The 17,846-nt window shown below is 72.0% G+C and carries 19 protein-coding genes; 11 read left to right on the top strand and 8 right to left on the bottom strand.

The window, feature by feature from the left end; translation table 11 throughout:
- Window positions 1-17: 17 nt before the first annotated feature.
- From P5P86_RS05355 to P5P86_RS05370, 4 genes are read right to left on the bottom strand one after another with little or no spacing between them, the layout of a single operon-like run.
- Window positions 18-482, bottom strand: a complete 465-nt coding sequence (locus P5P86_RS05355) for a hypothetical protein (protein ID WP_280610260.1) — start codon at window positions 480-482, stop codon at window positions 18-20.
- Entirely contained in the window at window positions 479-883 is a 405-nt protein-coding gene (locus tag P5P86_RS05360; RefSeq protein WP_280610261.1) for a YbaB/EbfC family nucleoid-associated protein, read from the bottom strand. The genes P5P86_RS05355 and P5P86_RS05360 overlap by 4 nt, the downstream gene beginning before the upstream one ends.
- 59 nt (window positions 884-942) lie before the next feature.
- A complete protein-coding gene (locus tag P5P86_RS05365) occupies window positions 943-1,995 on the bottom strand; it encodes a hypothetical protein (RefSeq protein ID WP_280610262.1) in 1,053 nt (350 codons plus the stop codon).
- Window positions 1,992-2,315: a hypothetical protein gene (locus P5P86_RS05370; RefSeq protein ID WP_280610263.1), complete on the bottom strand. Its 324-nt coding sequence runs from the start codon at window positions 2,313-2,315 to the stop codon at window positions 1,992-1,994. Before P5P86_RS05370 ends, P5P86_RS05365 begins: the two co-directional genes overlap by 4 nt.
- An 86-nt stretch (window positions 2,316-2,401) precedes the next feature.
- Here P5P86_RS05370 and P5P86_RS05375 point away from each other — a divergent pair, with 86 nt between their 5' ends.
- On the top strand, window positions 2,402-2,971 hold the full coding sequence (locus P5P86_RS05375) for a hypothetical protein (protein ID WP_280610264.1): 570 nt from the start codon (window positions 2,402-2,404) through the stop codon (window positions 2,969-2,971).
- Between the two features lie 4 nt (window positions 2,972-2,975).
- Here the strand turns inward: P5P86_RS05375 and P5P86_RS05380 are convergent, their stop codons facing one another.
- The 3 genes from P5P86_RS05380 to P5P86_RS05390 are packed head-to-tail and all read right to left on the bottom strand — an operon-like array spanning window position 2,976 to window position 5,535.
- Window positions 2,976-3,566, bottom strand: a complete 591-nt coding sequence (locus tag P5P86_RS05380; protein WP_280610265.1) for a methyltransferase domain-containing protein — start codon at window positions 3,564-3,566, stop codon at window positions 2,976-2,978.
- Window positions 3,563-4,237, bottom strand: coding sequence for an HAD family hydrolase (locus tag P5P86_RS05385; RefSeq protein ID WP_280610266.1), 675 nt, complete (start codon window positions 4,235-4,237; stop codon window positions 3,563-3,565). The genes P5P86_RS05380 and P5P86_RS05385 overlap by 4 nt, the downstream gene beginning before the upstream one ends.
- An 8-nt stretch (window positions 4,238-4,245) precedes the next feature.
- Window positions 4,246-5,535 carry a citrate synthase gene (locus tag P5P86_RS05390; protein ID WP_280610267.1) on the bottom strand — a complete coding sequence of 430 codons (1,290 nt, stop codon included), beginning with the start codon at window positions 5,533-5,535 and terminating at the stop codon, window positions 4,246-4,248.
- A gap of 287 nt (window positions 5,536-5,822) precedes the next feature.
- Here P5P86_RS05390 and rplM point away from each other — a divergent pair, with 287 nt between their 5' ends.
- The 6 genes from rplM to P5P86_RS05420 all read left to right on the top strand — a co-directional run bounded on the left by rplM (window position 5,823) and on the right by P5P86_RS05420 (window position 11,723).
- Entirely contained in the window at window positions 5,823-6,266 is a 444-nt protein-coding gene (gene rplM / locus P5P86_RS05395; protein WP_280610268.1) for a 50S ribosomal protein L13, read from the top strand.
- Between the two features lie 14 nt (window positions 6,267-6,280).
- Complete coding sequence (rpsI, locus tag P5P86_RS05400) at window positions 6,281-6,781, top strand: 30S ribosomal protein S9 (protein WP_280610269.1); 501 nt, start codon at window positions 6,281-6,283, stop codon at window positions 6,779-6,781.
- A 17-nt stretch (window positions 6,782-6,798) separates the two neighbouring features.
- Window positions 6,799-8,157 (top strand): phosphoglucosamine mutase, encoded by a 1,359-nt coding sequence (gene glmM / locus P5P86_RS05405; protein WP_280610270.1) that lies wholly within the window; start codon window positions 6,799-6,801, stop codon window positions 8,155-8,157.
- A gap of 46 nt (window positions 8,158-8,203) precedes the next feature.
- The gene (locus tag P5P86_RS05410; protein ID WP_280610271.1) at window positions 8,204-8,824 is read left to right on the top strand and encodes a DUF8017 domain-containing protein; all 621 of its coding nucleotides are present in this window, start codon (window positions 8,204-8,206) and stop codon (window positions 8,822-8,824) included.
- Between the two features lie 9 nt (window positions 8,825-8,833).
- A complete protein-coding gene (locus tag P5P86_RS05415; RefSeq protein ID WP_280610273.1) occupies window positions 8,834-9,967 on the top strand; it encodes a hypothetical protein in 1,134 nt (377 codons plus the stop codon).
- A gap of 73 nt (window positions 9,968-10,040) precedes the next feature.
- Window positions 10,041-11,723, top strand: a complete 1,683-nt coding sequence (locus P5P86_RS05420) for a hypothetical protein (RefSeq protein ID WP_280610274.1) — start codon at window positions 10,041-10,043, stop codon at window positions 11,721-11,723.
- Here P5P86_RS05420 and coaA read toward each other — a convergent pair.
- Window positions 11,699-12,790: a type I pantothenate kinase gene (gene coaA / locus P5P86_RS05425; RefSeq protein ID WP_280610275.1), complete on the bottom strand. Its 1,092-nt coding sequence runs from the start codon at window positions 12,788-12,790 to the stop codon at window positions 11,699-11,701. The genes P5P86_RS05420 and coaA overlap by 25 nt on opposite strands.
- Window positions 12,791-12,856: 66 nt before the next feature.
- Between coaA and glmS the strand changes: the two genes are divergently transcribed.
- The 4 genes from glmS (at window position 12,857) to alr (ending at window position 17,846) form a co-directional block, all read left to right on the top strand.
- Window positions 12,857-14,710 carry a glutamine--fructose-6-phosphate transaminase (isomerizing) gene (glmS, locus tag P5P86_RS05430; RefSeq protein ID WP_280610276.1) on the top strand — a complete coding sequence of 618 codons (1,854 nt, stop codon included), beginning with the start codon at window positions 12,857-12,859 and terminating at the stop codon, window positions 14,708-14,710.
- A 73-nt stretch (window positions 14,711-14,783) separates the two neighbouring features.
- Window positions 14,784-15,137 (top strand): holo-ACP synthase, encoded by a 354-nt coding sequence (locus P5P86_RS05435; protein WP_280610277.1) that lies wholly within the window; start codon window positions 14,784-14,786, stop codon window positions 15,135-15,137.
- A gap of 39 nt (window positions 15,138-15,176) precedes the next feature.
- Window positions 15,177-16,622, top strand: coding sequence for an NAD(P)H-hydrate dehydratase (locus tag P5P86_RS05440; RefSeq protein ID WP_280610278.1), 1,446 nt, complete (start codon window positions 15,177-15,179; stop codon window positions 16,620-16,622).
- A 12-nt stretch (window positions 16,623-16,634) separates the two neighbouring features.
- Entirely contained in the window at window positions 16,635-17,846 is a 1,212-nt protein-coding gene (gene alr / locus P5P86_RS05445) for an alanine racemase (RefSeq protein ID WP_280610279.1), read from the top strand.

The following is a 17,846-nucleotide window of genomic DNA, read 5'->3' on the forward strand; positions in this document are numbered from 1 at the left end:
CTCGTCGGGCGCCGCCGTCACGCAGCCGTGGGCGTCCCCGCGTCGGCGTCGCTCTCGGTCGAGCGGCGGGAGAGCCGGTACGTCCGCCAGGCGGTGAAGACCGTCGCGAACACGGCGATCACGCCGATCTCCTCGACCAGCAGGTGCTGAGGCGCCGCTGTCGTCACCTGGTCGGCATGGCCGGCCCACACCGAGAGCAGGGCGCCCTCGGCCGGGGTCGTGAGCCCGCACGCGTCCAGGTAGCCGGTGCGCTCGGAGCCGCCGTCGGTCCAGCGCAGCTGCACGTGGTGGTGCCGGCGGCAGGAAGCGGTCGGCGTCTCGTCGGTGACGCCGGTGACGGTGGCGTCGACCTGGTGGGTTCGCATCAGGAGGTTGTCCCGCCACACCGGGGAGGCGGCGACCAGCACCAGGTCGGCGATCACCGCGACGGCCGCGCACAGCAGCAGGAAGCCGACCCACCGCCGGATGAGTGCGCTGCTCATCGCAGGACGTTGTCCGGGGGCGGCGGGGTGCTCGAGGCGAGCACCTCGGCACGTCGATCGAGCTCGCCACGTACCCGTGCCGTCACCGGGGAGTCGGCTCCGAACGCCTCGCCGGCCGCCTGCTGGACCTTGGCCGTGACGTCCGCGTACGCCGCCCGCGTCGCACGCAGCACCTGAGCCGCGAGGACGGTGCTGCGGCGGTGCTCGAGGCGGTCGGGGAGCGTCAACTCGGTGAGCGCCCCGCTGGCGTCGACGGTGGCGGTGACCCCGTCCACGGTGGCGGTGCCGCGCAGCTGGTCCGCGGTCTGCCGGAACCGCGTGGCCAGCGCGGCTCGCTCCTGGGCGGCCGCGACGTCCTGGTCGATGCGCCGGTGGACGTCCTCGGGCGTCAAGTGGCTCATGGGCGTCACGCTACCCGGCCGGATCGGCGCCGAAACCGCTCGATGCCGCGCGCCGGCGCTCAGCCGAGCCCGTACTGGTCGCGGTGGGAGTCGACGTACTTGGCCACGGCGTACGCGCCCTCGGCGACCACCCAGGTGGGCAGGTGCTCCTTCATGATGTCCACGGTCTTGTCGCCGACGTGGACGACGAACTTCCTGCCCTGCTCGGTGGCCGACATCGCGTGCCGCGGGTCGTGGGTGCTCGGGGTGCTGCTCGGCTCCTCCTCCGACCGGTGCTTCCCGGTGCCGTCCTTGGGGTGCCAGGGCGCCTTGGCGTCGTGCAGGTTCTGCGCCGTGCGGTCCAGGGCGTGCTCGAGCCGGCCCATCTGGCCGGCGGCCCGGTCGAGCGCGCGGGAGAGCGTCGCACCGGCGCGACCGAGCTCCTTGACGGCCGTGGACAGCTCGTGCAGCACGCTCACCAGGCCGTGCACGGCACCCGACAGCTTCGCCACCCACTTGCCGACCTGGGTGCTGACCTGCTCGACCACCCAGCCGGTGGCCAGCCCGAGGCTGAAGACCTCCTCGCCGAGCCAGGTCAGGATGTGTCCCACGAGGTCGGCGAGGGCGTCGCGGACCAGCCCGTGCACGACCTCGACCACCGCGGCGGCCTTCTCCACCGCCGAGGCCATCGCCTCCTGCGCGCCCCCGGCCGCCTCCAGTGCTTCCAGCAGCGTCTCGCGGGCGAAGTCGCGGTAGGCGTCCAACAGCTCGGCGGTCTCCCCGGAGAGGTCACCGCTCACCCAGCTGCTCACGTCGGCGCGGATGTCGCCGAGCTTGCCGCCCACGTCCTCGTAGCGCCCGGCCATCGCCTCGACGGCCGCGGCGTCGCCGGTGAGGTCGTTGAGCCAGCTCTTGAGCGGGTCGAGGTGGTCCATCAGCCAGCCGGCGCCGGCCGAGAGCAGGGTGCCGATCGGGTCGGAGACAGCGGCGATCGTGTCAGCGGCCGCGCCCGTGGCGGCGATCAGCGCGGCGGTCGGGTCCTGGTGCAGCAGGGTCTCGCCCAGGAGCGCGTAGTCGCTGATGACGCCGGTGCCCGAGAGGGCGTTGTTGACGTCGGCGCTGGTGACGGTCATGACGCACCGCCCAGGCGCGACTCGATCCGGTTCATGGTGGTGGCGACCTGCTCGTCGGTGGCGCCCACCTCGTCGAGAGCCGCCTCGAGCGCGTCCGCGGTGGCCGAGAGGAGCCCGGCCGCCGAGCTGATCACGCCGAGGTGGTCGGGATGGCAGGCGTTGATGATGGGCGGCAGGAAGCTGCACATCAGGCCGAAGCTGCCGTCGCCGAGGTTGATGCCGGCGGCCGTCGCGTGGGCGTCGTACGTCTGCGACGACGCCGTGCGCAGGTGTGCCGCATGGCGCTCGATCGCGCTGCGGTCCAGCTTGATGTCGGTCATGGCGTCTCCTCCTGGTGAGCCTCCAGACGCGTCCTACCCGCCGTCGGCGCGGTTTACACAGGCGGATCGCCGGGAACGCTGGGGTCATGGTCCCGGCGCCGGAGGAGGTCGTGGTCGTCCGCAACGACCTCCTGCCCAAGACCCCGGCCCTGATCGCCCTGTTGTTCCTCGACGTCGGCTTCGCGTATGGGATCGCAGCGGCGATCGTCTCCGGTGACCCCGGCTGGCAGATCCGCAGCACGCTGGATCCGGGCACCCGCGGCGAGATCGTGTTCTGGGTGGTGATGGGGCCGGTCCAGTTCGCCTTCTTCTACCTCAGCGCCCTGGTCTTCCGGCTGCGGATGGACTTCGCCCGGGACCGGGTCCGAACGCGGCGGGTGCTGCGCTGGCACACCATCGGTCTGGAGGACATGACCGAGATCGTGTTCCGCGATGCCACCGTTCACCGCGGCCGGATGGGCACGAGCACGATCCCGCGACTGGTCATCCGCAGCAGCTCCGGTCGGCAGGCGTTCCTGCAGCCGGGGCTGACCCACGCGGGGACGGCCCTGCGCATCGTGGACGGGTGGGTGCGCCGCCGGCCCGAGCTGGTCCGGGGCAAGGACACCGAGCAGTGGTACGTCGATCGCGGCGCGCTCAGCGACGCGATCACCTGAGGCGTCAGCCGCGCCGCCAGATCACCAGCCGGTGGTGGTAGGAGAACGACGGGTTGAGGTGGACCGGCTCGCCGGTGTGCACCCGCTCGAAGCCCTCGAGCAGGCTCTCGAGGTCCTCGGGGGCGTAGGACCACGGGGGACCCTCCTCCTCGCGCGGCTTGTCGATCGGGAAGACGCCACTGGCCAGGAGACCGCCCGGCCGCACCACGGCAGCAGCGACGGCGGCCAGGCGCGGCCGCACCTGCGGCGGCAGGGCACAGAAGAACGTGTGGTCCCACCAGAGGTCGACCGGGCCGCCGGTCTGGGCGAGCACGAAGGCGGGGTCGAGTGCGTCCCCGAGCACGACGCGTACGTCGGGATAGTGCTCGGTGGCGTAGTCGACGGCGGTGGCGGAGATGTCGACGACGGTGGTGTCCCAGCCCGCTGCGGCCAGGGCACCGGCGTCGTGGCCCCGGCCGGCGCCGGGGGCGAACACCGTGCCAGGCTCACCGAGCAGGCCGGTGGCCAACGCATCGCTCAGCAGCGGCAGCGGGCCGCCCAGGTCCCACGGCGTGAAGCCGGCGACGTACCAGGCGTCCCAGTCGACGTCGCTCATGACGGCGGCCGGAGCAGTCCGAGGTCGGCCAGGGCGGTGCGGAGCGTCTCTGCGTCGGTGAAGACGATGCCGTGCATCCCGAGAGCTCGGGCGGTGGCGACGTTCTCGGCGCGGTCGTCGATGAAGACCAGCTGGCCGGCCGGTAGCCCGATGCGCTCGACCGCGAGGCGGTAGATGGCCGGATCGGGCTTGGCCAGGCCCTCGGTCCCGGAGACGACGATGTCCTCGAAGAGCGCGAGGAAGTCGAAGCGCTGGGGTGCGAAGCCGTGGAACAGCTCGTCGGACCAGTTCGTCAGCCCGAGGAGCGGTACGCCGGCCGTGTGCAGGTCGCGCAGGACCTGCGCCGTACCGGGGACCTCACCGCGCAGGGCGTGGTCGAAGTTCGCCCGGTAGGCGCGGCCATGCGCCAGGAAGTGGGGATGGGTGGCCTCGAGCTCGAGCAGGGCGTCGTCCCAGCTTCGACCGGCGTCCTGGGCGTGGTTCCAACTCCCGAAGTCGAACTCGGCGAAGAACCGGCGGGCCTCCTCGGGTCCGACGCCGGCGGCCACCGCCGGCTCCGGATCCCAGTCGATGAGGACTCCGCCGAAGTCGAAGACGACCCCGACGGGGCCGGCCGACGCCTCGACGGGCTCGGCGCTCGTCCGCCGAGCCCGTCGAGGCGCCTCGTTCATCCGGACGCTCAGGCCCAGCGCTGCGAGGCGGGCGTGAAGGTCAGCTGGCGCGCGCCGGTGTAGATCTGCTTGGGACGAGCGATCTTCTGCTCCTTGTCCGTGGTCAGCTCCAGCCACTGCGCGAGCCAGCCGGGGGTGCGGCCGATCGCGAACAGCACGGTGAACATCTCCGGCGGGAACTGCAGAGCCTCGTAGATGAGACCGGAGTAGAAGTCGACGTTCGGGTAGAGCCGGCGCTTGACGAAGTACTCGTCCTCGAGCGCGATCTTCTCCAGCTCCTGCGCGATCTTGAGCAGCGGGTTGACCCCGGTGACCTCGAACACGTCGTCGCAGGCCTTCTTGATCAGCTTCGCGCGCGGGTCGTAGTTCTTGTAGACGCGGTGACCGAAGCCCATCAGGCGCTCGTTGCCGTTCTTGACACCCTCGATGAACGCCGGGATGTTCTCCACCGAGCCGATCCGCTTGAGCATCCGCAGGACCGCCTCGTTGGCGCCACCGTGCAGCGGGCCGTAGAGGGCGCCGATGCCGGCCGCGACGGCCGAGTAGGGGTCGACCTGGGTCGAGCCGACGGCGCGCACGGCGTTGGCCGAGGCGTTCTGCTCGTGGTCGGCGTGCAGGATGAACAGCGTGTCCAGCGCCTTCTCGATGCGCTCGTCGGCGGCGTAGCGCGGCTCGCTCATCTTGAACAGCATGGAGAGGAAGTTGCCGGTGTAGGACAGCTCGTTGTCGGGGTAGACGTACGGCTTGCCCTGGGCGTGCCGGAAGGCCCAGGCACCCAGCGTCGGCATCTTGGCGATCATCCGGATGATCTGCAGACGGCGGTTGTCCGGGTCGCCGATGAGGCTGGCGTCGGGATAGAACGTCGACATGGCTCCGACGGAGGCCATCAGCATGCCCATGGGGTGCGCGTCGTAGCGGAACCCCTGCATGAAGCCCTTGATGTTCTCGTGGACGAAGGTGTGGTAGGTGATCTCGTGCACCCACCGCTCGAACTGCTCCTTGCTGGGCAGCTCGCCGTGGACGAGGAGGTAGGCCACCTCGAGGAAGCTGGAGTTCTCCGCCAGCTGCTCGATCGGGTAGCCCCGATACTCCAGGATGCCGCGGTCGCCATCGATGTAGGTGATGGAGGAGCGGCACGAAGCGGTGTTCACGAACCCGGGGTCGTAGACGGCCAGGCCGGGTGCGTCATCGGCGGCCTTGATCTTCCCGATATCGGCGGCGCGGATGGTGCCGTCGATGATCGGGACGTCGTACTCCACCCCGGTGCGGTTGTCACGCACGGTGAGAGAATCAGTCACGGAAGTCAACGTTAACCTGACCGGTTGACAACCTGTAAGCGGGTGTCCCAAGACGTGGCGCGTTCCACACCCCGCTCGACGGTGCGGCGGCGGTGGTACGGCGTTTTGACCGCCTCGTGGTGCCCGCGTAGCCTTGTCCGGTCGTGATTCCTGCCGCTCCCGCGAGGGGGCAGCCCGGTCCCGTTCCCTTCAGGAGCGGGGGAGCCGGCCGTGTTCGTCAGATTCACGATGAGGCACCACCTCCGCGGCGACCGTCCCGGAGGCCGAACGAACGAAGAGGCACACCCGTGCGCACTTACGCTCCCAAGCCCGGCGACATCGAGCGCGCCTGGCACGTGATCGACGCGACCGACGTCCGCCTGGGCCGTCTGTCGGTCCAGATCGCGAACCTGCTCCGCGGCAAGCACAAGGCGATCTACGCCCCCAACGCCGACACCGGCGACTTCGTCATCGTCATCAACGCCGAGAAGGTCTCCCTCTCCGGCGACAAGGCGACCACCAAGGTCGCCTACCGCCACTCGGGCTACCCGGGCGGTCTGACGGCGACCCCGATCGGCGAGATCCTCGAGAAGGACGCTCGCAAGGCGATCGAGAAGGCCGTGTGGGGCATGCTCCCGAAGAACAAGCTCGGTCGCCAGCAGCTGAAGAAGCTGAAGGTCTACTCGGGCCCGACGCACCCGCACCAGGCCCAGAAGGCCGTTCCGTTCGAGATCAAGCAGATCGCCCAGTGAGCCAGGACCAGGACATGACTGAGAACACCACCGAGGTCGAGGAGACCTTCGAGACCAACGCCGAGGGCGTTGCGTACACCTCCGAGTCCGACGCTTCGCTCGAGACCCCGGCCCGGCCGGCCACCATCGCCCCGGCCCGCGCCACGGGTCGTCGCAAGGAGGCCGTCGCCCGCGTCCGCATCGTGCCGGGCACCGGCAACTGGACCATCAACGGCCGCTCGTTCGAGGACTACTTCCCGAACGCGCTGCACCGCCAGATCGCCAGCGAGCCCTTCACCGCCCTGCAGCTCGAGGGTCGCTTCGACGTCATCGCACGCATCCACGGTGGCGGCATCGCCGGCCAGGCCGGCGCGCTGCGCCTCGGCGTGGCCCGCTCGCTCAACGACGTCGACGTCGAGACGAACCGCCCGGTCCTGAAGAAGGCCGGCCTGCTCACCCGCGACGCCCGCGTCGTCGAGCGCAAGAAGGCTGGTCTGAAGAAGGCCCGCAAGGCGTCGCAGTTCAGCAAGCGCTGATCCGGCACCCTGCCTCTATGGCACGCCTCTTCGGCACGGACGGGGTCCGGGGCCTGGCGAACGGTGAGCTCCTCACCGCCTCGCTGGCCCTGGACCTCTCCTTTTCTGCGGCCCGGGTCCTGCTCAACCACCGCGAGTACCAGTCCCAGCGGCCGGGCCGCCCGATGGCGGTGGTCGGTCGGGACACCCGCATCTCCGGCGAGTTCCTCCAGTCCGCCGTGATGGCCGGCCTGGCCTCCGCCGGCGTCGACGTGGTCGACCTGGGCGTGATCCCCACGCCCGGGATCGCGCACCTCACCGACGCGATGGACGCCGACCTCGGTGTCGTCATCACCGCGTCGCACAACCCCATGCCCGACAACGGCATCAAGTTCCTCCAGCGTGGCGGGGTCAAGCTCGACGATGCCCTCGAGGACGAGATCCAGGCGCTGCTCGGCCGGCAGGACGACCGCCCCACCGGCGCCGACGTCGGCCGGATCCGGCAACACCCCACGGCGGTCGCCGAGTACGCCGCCCACCTCGACGGCACCCTCACCAAGCCGCTCGCGGGCCTCACGGTGGTCATCGACTGCGCCCAGGGCGCGGCCTCGACGTCGGCGCCGCTGGCGTTCGAGAACGCCGGGGCGAAGGTGATCGCCATCCACCACACCCCGACCGGCCTCGACATCAACGACGGCTCCGGCGCCACCCACGTCGAGGCGCTGCAGCGCGCGGTCGTGGAGCACGGCGCCGACTGCGGCTTCGCCTTCGACGGCGACGCGGACCGCTGCATCGGCGTCGATCACCGGGGCGCGATCGTCGACGGCGACCAGCTGATCGCGATCATGGCCGAGGCGCTCCAGGAGCAGGGCAGGCTGCCGCACGACACCGTCGTCGTCACCGTGATGAGCAACCTGGGCTTCCTGCGCGCCATGCAGCAGCGCGGCATCGCGGTGCGGCAGACGGCCGTCGGCGACCGCTACGTGTGCGAGGAGATGCGCGCCGGCGGCTTCGGGCTGGGCGGCGAGCAGTCCGGCCACATCATCCTCTCCGAGCACGCCACCACCGGCGACGGCACCCTGACGGCGCTGCAGGTGCTGCAGCGGATGATCGAGACCGGTCGCTCACTCGCCGAGCTGGCGAGCGTGATGACCCGGTTCCCGCAGGTGCTGATCAACGTTCCGGGCGTGGACAAGTCGCGCACCGACGACGCCGAGCTCGTCGCGGCCGTGGCGGCGGAGGAGCGGGACCTCGGCGACGCGGGCAGGATCCTGCTGCGCGCCTCGGGCACCGAGCCGCTGGTACGGGTGATGGTCGAGGCGGAGACGCAGCAGCGTGCCCACGATGTCGCCGACCGGCTGGCGGGCGTGGTCCGCCGTAGGCTGTCGCTCGGTTAGTCACCCGGCCCCGCGCCGGGATGCCGTCGAACGATCGGGGGGTCGGATGCGGCGCATCGCCTGGGTACTCGGCGTCCTCGCCGTGCTCGCGGTCATGGCGAGCGCGACGCTGGCGATCACCGTCCGGTCCTCCCCGCCGGCGTCCGCGGCGCGGCAGTGGCTGCATGCGTACGGCGTCGAGGTCGCGGTCCCGGCGTCGCGCTGGCAGCGGGAGCCGCCGTCGTCGGCGATCAGGTACTCCGCTGACGCGGTGGTGCGTTCCCCGGCCGTGCTCGACGCCGGCTTCTGCCCCTCCTCGCAGAGCAGCAGCCGCGCCTTCGTCGGCATCCTGCCCCCGGCCGGCGGCAGCGTCCCGCAGGTGCTCGGGCATGAGCTGGCGACCTGGACGAACGCCATCTCCGGGCGCGCCTACGGCATCAGCGGGCGGGTCGGCTCGCGCGTGGACGTCGACGTACCCGTCCCGGCGGGGCCCTGTGCGCCCACGACCGCTCACCTGACGCTGGTCGGGCGCTCGACCCGGGCCGGGCTGGTGGTGCTCGTGCTGGTGCGCGACGTCGGCCAGCCCGGTGATCTGTCCGCCGCCACGGCCGAGGAGATCGTCCGCTCCATAAGGACCGACCCGCAGAGCTTTCCCCAAGGTGCCACGTGGTTGGGGGGACCGGTTTAGGGTGCACCCATGAACCTGTCTCGGACCTGGCTGCGACCTGTCGCCGCGGCCGTCTTCGTCTCCGGCCTCGTGGCCGGGATCGCCTCCGGCCAGATCCCGACGGCCCGAGCGGACACGCCCGCCACCAGCGTCGACCCCGCCGCTCTGCCGAGCGGGGGCAAGCCGATGGTCGCCTGGATGCGCGGCACGACGCTGCTCCAGCCCGCCAACGGCCTCAAGACGGAGCTGGGCGGCACGAGCCCGTCGGCGCTGCTGCACGTCAAGGGAGGGTACGTCGTCGAGAGCGTCGTGAACGGCGATCACTACACGCTGGTATTCGTCAGCTACGGGGGCAGGAAGCGGGTTCTGGCCAAGAACTCTGCGTACGGCGCCGACGTGGCGTCCAGCGACGGGCGCTGGGTCGTGTTGAGCAGCGACCCTTACGGTACCGGAGTCACGCGACGCCAGCATGTCCGTGTGATGCGCGTCAGTGATGGCCACATCATCGCCGCACACGGCTTCTCCAGGGGGGCGGGAGTGATGGCGGCCGGACGAGGGCGCGTCGTGGTGCACGAGGCCGGAGGCGAGTCGACGTGGCAGGTCACCGGCCATCCACTCAAGGCCGTCCGTACCCTGGGCCTGGACCGTGCGGCCGCCACGGACGATGTCGCGATCACTCCGCCGGCCAGCATCGGCGCGAAGCGGTTCGTGGCGCGGATCGGCGACCAGGACCAGGTCCGCACCATGGCCGACGCGCATCTGCGGCCTCATCAGCGCAAGCGGCTCTGGACCACCGACCCGGGCGAATACGTGCTGTCCTTCTCGCCCGATGACAAGCGGGTGGTCACTATCTCCGAGATCGCCCCGGCCGACCAGGACGCTCCCTGGGCCATGGCGGGCGAGCTTCGAGTGCGCCACGCGCGCACGGGCCGGATCGAGCACACCTTCTCGGGGCACTTCGGCTACGACACCGACGTGGAGCCGGTGTGGGAGAGCGACGACACCCTGCTCGTGCACGCTGCCGGCGACGAGGTGACGGTCGATGAGGACGGCGACGGTGCCTATCGCGCCCAGGCGATTGTGCGCTGCAGCGTGTCCGGCAGCTGCCGGGTGACGCAGACCTTGCCGTCGGCCGCCGTGTTGATGCGGCACAAGAGCAACTGAGCCGCACCGAAGGGCCACCTCGGCAGGAGGCCGCACGCGGCGCGGCCCTCTGCCGGACGCTAGGGTCGTGGCCATGTCCGGGACCGACGACCTGCTGCTGCCCGAGGGCAGCCGGATCGTCCACATCGGGCCCCACAAGACCGGTACCACCGCCATCCAGGGCGCCTTCGCCGACGCCCGCGCCCGGCTCGGCGAGTACGGCGTGCACTATCCCGGTGATCAGTGGCAGGTCTACCGCCCCGCCCTCGCGCTGACGGGGACGGCCGGCCACCGTGGCACCGGCGCGGTCGATCCGGAGGCGTGGCCGCGCCTGGTCCGGGAGATCGAGCGGTACGGCGAGGATCGGGTGTTGATCAGCTCGGAATCGTTCAGTCGCGCCGAGCCCGACCGGATCGCGCGGCTGCGCGACGACCTCGGCCCCGAGCGCGTGCAGATCGTCCGGATGATCCGCCGCTACGACACCCTGCTCCCGTCGCTGTGGCAGCAGCGCATCGTCGACGGCTACGACCGGCACTGGCAGCGGTACGTCGGGCGACCGCTGAATGCTCCCGAGGGCCAGTTCTGGGAGCGGTTCGGCTTCGCCACCATCACCCGCAGGTGGGCGGAGGTCGTCGGTCCCGAGCGGGTCACGGTGGTGGTGGTCAACGAGCGGGACCAGGGCTGGCTTCTGCGCGTGATGGAGCGCCTGGTGGGTCTGCCCGAGGGCTTCCTCCGGGTGGGCGACGACCCGCGCTACCGGAACCGCTCGCTGTCGTGGGCCGAGGCTGAGATGGTGCGGCACCTCAACCTCGCCTTCAACGAGCGCGGCTGGAGCGACACGGCGCTGCGGCACTACGTCCGCTTCGGGCTCAAGGTGGCGCTGAAGCCGTTCCCGACCGATCCGGCGGAGGGCAAGCCGCGGGTCTCTCCCGCGCGCTACGGGCAGGTCGAGGAGCTGACCCGGCAGCACTGGGCCGACCTCCACTCGCTCGGGGTGCGGGTGGTCGGAGAGCTCGACTGGCTGCTGCCGCCGCGGAACGGGCAGGCCGTCGGCGAGGGGAGAGGGACCGCCGCCGACCCCAGCTCTGAGGGACCGCTCCTGCTCGGAGCGGCCAAGGTCGTCGCCGCGGCGACATCGGTCGTGGAGCGCGGTGCGCTGCGGGACGCGCCCTCGCTGGGCGACGACGCGGTCGTCCTCGCCGCCCCGCGGGCAGCAGCATCGCCCGCCGCGCCCGCGGTGGATCGGGACGCCGGTGCGGCGCCGCCCCCGTCGTCGCGCCGGTGGTGGCGGCGCGGCCCGAGCGCCGAGGCGCCTCGCGTCACTGTGGTGCCGCCGCTGGATCAGGCGCTGGCCGCGTGGCAGGAGCGGCTCGCCGCCGGCGACGCCGTCGAGCTGACCGACGTGCTGTCCGCCGTCCGGATCGAGCTTCCGCCGGCGGGCCCGGTCGAGATCCGGGCGGGCACGGTGCGCCCGTACGAGGAGTTGGCCGTGTTGCGACAGGTCGTCACGCTGCGCCCGGAGGTCGCCGGCTCGGCGCTGGCCTGGCTGGACGGGGAGTCGCCCGAACCGACGCGCGCCGTACCGCAGGAGGTGGCGCAGTGGGCGCGCGCGAGAGCCGAGGAGCTGCGGGCCGCTCTCGCGGGTCGCGAGGTGCGCGGAGACCTCGGACTGCTCGAACCGCCGGACGGCACCGACCAGCTGATCGAGGCGGCCAGCGCCGGGCGGCTTCTGGCCGGCCTGGTCGCAGCGAGTCAGAGCTTGCGCAAGCGCACGTAGCGCACCGAGTGGTCGCGGTCCTTGCGCAGCACCAGCGTGGCGCGCGACCGGGTCGGCAGCACGTTCTCCAGCAGGTTCGGGCCGTTGATCGTGTCCCAGATCCGGGAGGCTTCGGCAACGGCCTCGTCGCGGGTGAGCGAGGCGTACTTGGCGAAGTAGGAGGAGGGATCGCGGAACGCCGTCTCGCGCAGCCGCAGGAAGCGCTCGACGTACCACTCCTTGATGCAGCTGGTGCCGGCGTCGACGTAGACGGAGAAGTCGAAGAAGTCCGAGAGGCCGAGGCCGGTCCGGCCGTCCTCGCGGGCGCGAGCGGGCTGCAGCACGTTGAGACCCTCGACGATCACGATGTCGGGCCGCTTGACCACGATCCGCTCGTCCGGGACGACGTCGTAGACCAGGTGGGAGTAGATCGGCGCCTCGACCTCCTCCTTGCCCGACTTGATGTCGACGACGAACTTCAGCAGCGCGCGCCGATCGTAGGACTCCGGGAAGCCCTTGCGCTGCATCAGTCCGCGGCGCTCCAGCTCCGCGTTCGGGTAGAGGAAGCCGTCGGTGGTGACCAGCGCGACGTTGGGGTGCTCGGGCCAGTGCGCCAGCATCTGCTGCAGCACGCGGGCGGTCGTGGACTTGCCGACCGCGACCGAGCCGGCCAGCCCGATCACGAACGGCGTGCGGGCCGGGATCTCGCGGTGGAGGAACTCCTCCTGCTCGCGGTGCAGCCGCCCGGCCGCCTCGACCCGCAGGCTCAGCAGCCGCGACAGCGGCAGGTAGACCTCCTGCACCTCGTGCAGGTCGATGGAGTCGCCGAGGCCCTGCAGTCGGGCGATCTCCTCGGCCGAGAGCGGGTTCGGCGTCTCCGCGGCGAGGGTGGCCCAGGTCGCACGGTCCACCTCGAGGTACGGCGAGGACTCCTGCGTGCCGTGGTGCCCGTGGTGATGATCGGCGGGGTGGTCCGCGTGCTGATCGGCAGGGTGAGCGGCAGGCTGGTCGGCAGGCTGATCGGCGTCGCCGTGGTCCTCGGTGGTCGACCCGGGTGCGGGGCGCGGGGTGGACCCTGTCCTCGACATGCCTCGATTCTGGCAGCCTGCGAGGTGGGCCACGCCGTGGGGTCCACGACGGTAGACTCGGCGTCCATGTGCGGGATCGTGGGTTACGTCGGCAAGCGCTCTGCTCAAGACGTCGTCGTCGAGGGCCTGCGCCGGATGGAGTATCGGGGCTACGACTCCGCCGGGATCGCGCTGCTCGACGCCGACACCGAGCGCCTCGCCGTACGCAAGAGGTCCGGCAAGCTGGCCAATCTGGAGAAGCTGATCGGCGAGGAGCCGCTCCCCGAGACGACCATCGGCATCGGCCACACCCGCTGGGCCACCCATGGCGGCCCGACCGACGCCAACGCGCACCCGCATCTGGGTCGCAGCGGCCGGCTCGCGGTCGTGCACAACGGCATCATCGAGAACTTCGCCGAGCTGCGTGCCGAGCTGGAGGCCGCCGGTCACGAGCTGCTCTCCCAGACCGACACCGAGGTCGCCGCGCACCTGCTGGAGGTCGAGCTGGACCTCGGCGCCGACCTGACCGAGGCCATGCAGCGCGTCTGCGGGCGACTGGAGGGCGCCTTCACCTTCGTCGCCATCGACGCGCACGACCCCGACCGCATCGTCGGCGCGCGCCGCAACAGCCCGCTGGTGGTCGGCCTGGGCGAGGGCGAGAACTTCCTCGGCTCCGACGTGGCCGCCTTCATCGAGCACACCACCGAGGCGATGGAGCTCGACCAGGACCAGGTCGTCACCATCACCCGCGACGGGGTCAGCGTCAGCGGCTTCGACGGCTCGCCGGGCGAGGGCCGGCGCTACCACGTCGACTGGGACCTCTCGGCCGCGCAGAAGGACGGCTACGACTGGTACATGCGCAAGGAGATCCATGAGCAGCCGCGTGCCGTCGCGGATGCCCTGCTGGGCCGGCGCGACGCCGAGGGGCAGCTCCAGCTCGATGAGATGCGGCTCTCCGACGACGAGCTGCGCGGGATCACCAAGATCATCATCATCGCCGCCGGCACGTCGTCGTACGCCGGCCTGGTCGCCAAGTACGCGATCGAGCACTGGTGCCGCATCGCCGTCGAGGTCGAGCTCTCCTCGGAGTTCCGCTACCGAGACCCGATCCTCGACCACTCCACCCTGGTGGTGGCGATCTCGCAGTCGGGGGAGACGGCCGACACGCTGCAGGCGATCCGGCACGCGCGCACCCAGCGCTCGAAGGTGCTGGCGATCTGCAACACCAACGGCTCGACCATCCCGCGCGAGTCCGACGCGGTGATCTACACCCATGCCGGCCCGGAGATCGCCGTCGCCTCGACCAAGGGCTTCCTGACCCAGCTGGTCGCCTGCTACCTGCTGGCGCTCTACCTGGCGCAGGTCAAGGGCACCCGCTACGGCGAGGAGATCACCGCCGTGGTCGAGCAGCTGGAGGAGGCGCCGGCCCAGATCGCTGCCGTGCTGGAGAGCTCGGCGGCGACGATGAAGCGACTGGCCCTGGAGTACCTGGACACCCCGACCTTCCTCTTCCTGGGCCGCCATGCCGGCTACCCGGTCGCGCTGGAGGGGGCGCTCAAGCTCAAGGAGCTCGCCTACCGGCACGCCGAGGGCTTCGCCGCCGGTGAGCTCAAGCACGGCCCGATCGCCCTGGTAGCCGACGGGCTCCCGGTGTTCTGCGTCGTGCCGCCCGAAGGCCGGGACTTCCTGCACGACAAGATGGTCTCGGGGATCCAGGAGGTCCGCGCCCGCGGCGCCCGCACCATCTGTCTGGTCGAGGAGGGCGACGCCTCGATCGCGCCGTACGCCGACGAGATCATCGCGCTGCCGAAGGTCCCGGTGCTGCTGCAGCCCCTGGTCGCCACGGTGCCGCTGCAGCTGTTCGCCTGCGAGTTGGCGACAGCGCTGGGCCACGACGTCGACCAGCCGCGCAACCTGGCCAAGTCGGTCACCGTCGAATGAGGCCTCCGTCCGGGTCGAGTCGGGCCTGCGTCCGGGTCGAGTCGGGCCTGCGTCCGGGTCGAGTCGGGGCTCCGTGAGCGTCCTGGGGATCGGCATCGACGTGTGCGACATCGAGCGGTTCGGAGCGTCGCTGCAGCGCACGCCGGCTCTGGCGGCCAAGCTCTTCGTCGGTGACGAGCTGGGTCGCCCGGTCTCGTCGCTGGCCGCGCGGTTCGCCGCCAAGGAGGCCCTCGCCAAGGCGCTCGGCGCTCCCGCGGGCCTGGAGTGGCACGATGCCGAGGTCGTCTGCGAGGAGTCCGGCCGACCCCGGTTCGAGCTGCGGGGGACGGTCGCCGCGGCGGCCGACGCCGCCGGCGTACGGTCGGTGCACCTGTCGCTGTCGCACGATGCGGGGGTGGCCTCCGCCATGGTGGTGCTGGAGGACTGAGGCCCCGGGTGCCGTGGGTCGCGCCGCTAGCGTGGGCACGTGAGGTCAGCACACACCGTCGCCCAGGTCCGTACGGCGGAGGCAGCGCTCCTGGCGACGCTGCCGGAGGGGACGCTCATGCAGCGGGCGGCCACGGGGCTGGCCTACGCCGTCCTCGACCTGCTCGGCGGCGGCTACGGCCGCCGGGTGCTGCTGCTGGTCGGTAGCGGCGACAACGGCGGCGACGCCCTCCACGCGGGGGCACTGCTGGCCCGTCGGGGCGTTCAGGTGAGCGCCTGGCTGCTCGGCGATCGTGCTCATGCGGGTGGGTTGGCGGCGCTGCGGAACGCGGGCGGCGGGGTAGTCCGGGGCGCAGATCAGGCCGCGGCGGCCGCTGGGCCTGATTTCCGCCCCGGACTACCCCGCCACGTCGATCTGGTCATCGACGGCATCACCGGGATCGGTGGCCGGGGCCCGTTGCGACCGGACGCCGCCGCGCTCCTGAAGCGCCTGGCCGGCATCCCGGTGGTCGCTGTCGACGTGCCGAGCGGCATCGAGGTCGACAGTGGCGAGGTCGGCGGTCCGCACGTGGAGGCCACGCTGACGGTCACGTTCGGCACCCACAAGGTCGCGCACCTGGTCGATCCCGCGGCGCGTGCCTGCGGGGTGGTGGAGCTGGTCGACATCGGACTGGACCTGCCCACGGCGCCGGTCGAGAGCCTGCAGGCGGCCGACGTCGCGGCCCTGCTGCCGCGGCCCACGCCGGAGGCGCAGAAGTACAGCCGCGGCGTCGTCGGCGTGCGGGCCGGCAGCACGCGCTACCCGGGTGCAGCGCTGCTGAGCGTCAGCGGAGCCGCCTGCGGGCTGGCCGGCATGGTCCGCTACGTCGGCTCGGCGGCCGAGGTGGTCAAGCAGCATCACCCCGAGGTGGTGGGGGAGGGTCGCGTCCAGGCATGGGTGGTCGGCTCGGGCACCGATGCCGACGCCGCCGATCACCTCCAGCGGGCGCTGGCGGACGAGGTGCCGGTGGTGATCGACGCGGACGCTCTTGCTGTGCCGGACCTGCAGGAGCGCCTCGACAAGTCCGGGGCACGCGACGGCGAGCACGCCGTGCTCACCCCGCACGCGGGCGAGCTGGCAGCGATGCTGGAGGTCGAGCGGGCCGAGATCGAGGCACGTCCGCTGGAGCACGCCCGCGCCGCGGCTTCGACGTACGGCGCCGTGGTGCTGCTCAAGGGACGGCGCACGCTGGTCGCGCGGCCCGACGGGCGGGTCCGGGTCAACACCACCGGTACGCCGTGGCTGGCCACGGCGGGCGCCGGCGACGTCCTGGGCGGCCTCGTCGGTGCCCTGCTCGCGGCCGGCCTCGCGCCGTTCGACGCGGCCAGCGTCGGGGCCTGGCTGCACGGCGCGGCGGCCCAGGCGGCCAGCGAGGGCGGCCCGATCGTGGCCGGTGACATCGCCCACCACGTGCCACCGGTGCTACGGGACCTCCTGCGGGGATGAAACACTGAGCGCATGAGCCGGGCCGAGATCGTCGTCGACCTCGCCGCCATCCGGCGCAACGTCCGCGCCCTGCGCGAGCGCACCGGCGTCGCGATGATGACGGTCGTCAAGGCCGACGGCTACGGGCACGGCATGCTCGCCAGCGCCCGCGCGGCGCGCGAGGCCGGCTCGGAGTGGCTCGGCGTCGCCACCATCGATGAGGCCCTCGCGTTGCGCGCGGGCGGCGACAGCGGCCGGCTGCTGTGCTGGCTCACCGTCCCCGCCGACGATCTCGCGCCGGTGCTGGCGGCGGACGTCGACGTCACCGCCTACACCGTCGAGGGGCTCGAGCGCGTGGCCGCGGCCGCCGTCCGCGCCGGGCGGGGCGCCACCGGCCGGCCGGCCCGCGTCCAGCTCAAGGTCGACACCGGGCTCTCCCGCGGCGGTGCGACAGCGGCGCAGTGGCCCGAGGTGGTCGCCCGGGCCCGCGCCGGCGAGCGCGACGGCACCTGGCGGATCACCGGCATCTGGTCGCACTTCTCCACCAGCGAGATCCCCGAGGACCCGGCCAACGCCGAGCAGGAGGCGGCCTTCGAGGAGGCGCTCGCCGTTGCGGCAGCAGCCGGCCTCCAGCCCGAGGTCCGGCACCTGGCGAACTCGGCGGCCGCGCTGCTGCGGCCCAGCAGCCGCTACGACCTGGTCCGCTGCGGCCTGGCGTCGTACGGCCTCGATCCCGCCCCCGGCCGGCACGACCTCGCGCTCGTCCCGGCGATGACCGTGCGCGCGGACCTGGCGCTGGTCAAGCAGATCGACGCCGGTGCCTCGGTCTCCTACGGCCACACCTGGACCGCCACCGCCCCGACCACCCTCGGCCTGGTCCCGATCGGATACGCCGAGGGCATCTCCCGCCACGCCGCCGCCGGTGGTGGTGATGGCGGCGCCGAGGTGCTCGTCGGGAAGCGCCGCCGGCCGATCCGGGGAGCGATCTGCATGGACCAGTTCGTGGTCGACCTCGACGGCGACACCCCTCCGGAGGGCGACGAGGTGCTCCTGTGGGGACCGGGGACCCGCGGCGAGCCGACGGCCGAGGACTGGGCCCGGGTCTGCGACACGATCAGCTACGAGATCGTGACGAGGGTCGGCGGCCGGCTGACCCGGCGGTACGTCGACGGTGTCGCCGACCAGCACGCGCACGACGACCGGCACGACGACCGGCACGATGCCCCGGGGGAGCGGAAGCGATGA

This window comes from Nocardioides sp. BP30 (assembly GCF_029873215.1).
In the GTDB taxonomy this organism is placed as follows: Bacteria; Actinomycetota; Actinomycetes; order Propionibacteriales; family Nocardioidaceae; genus Nocardioides.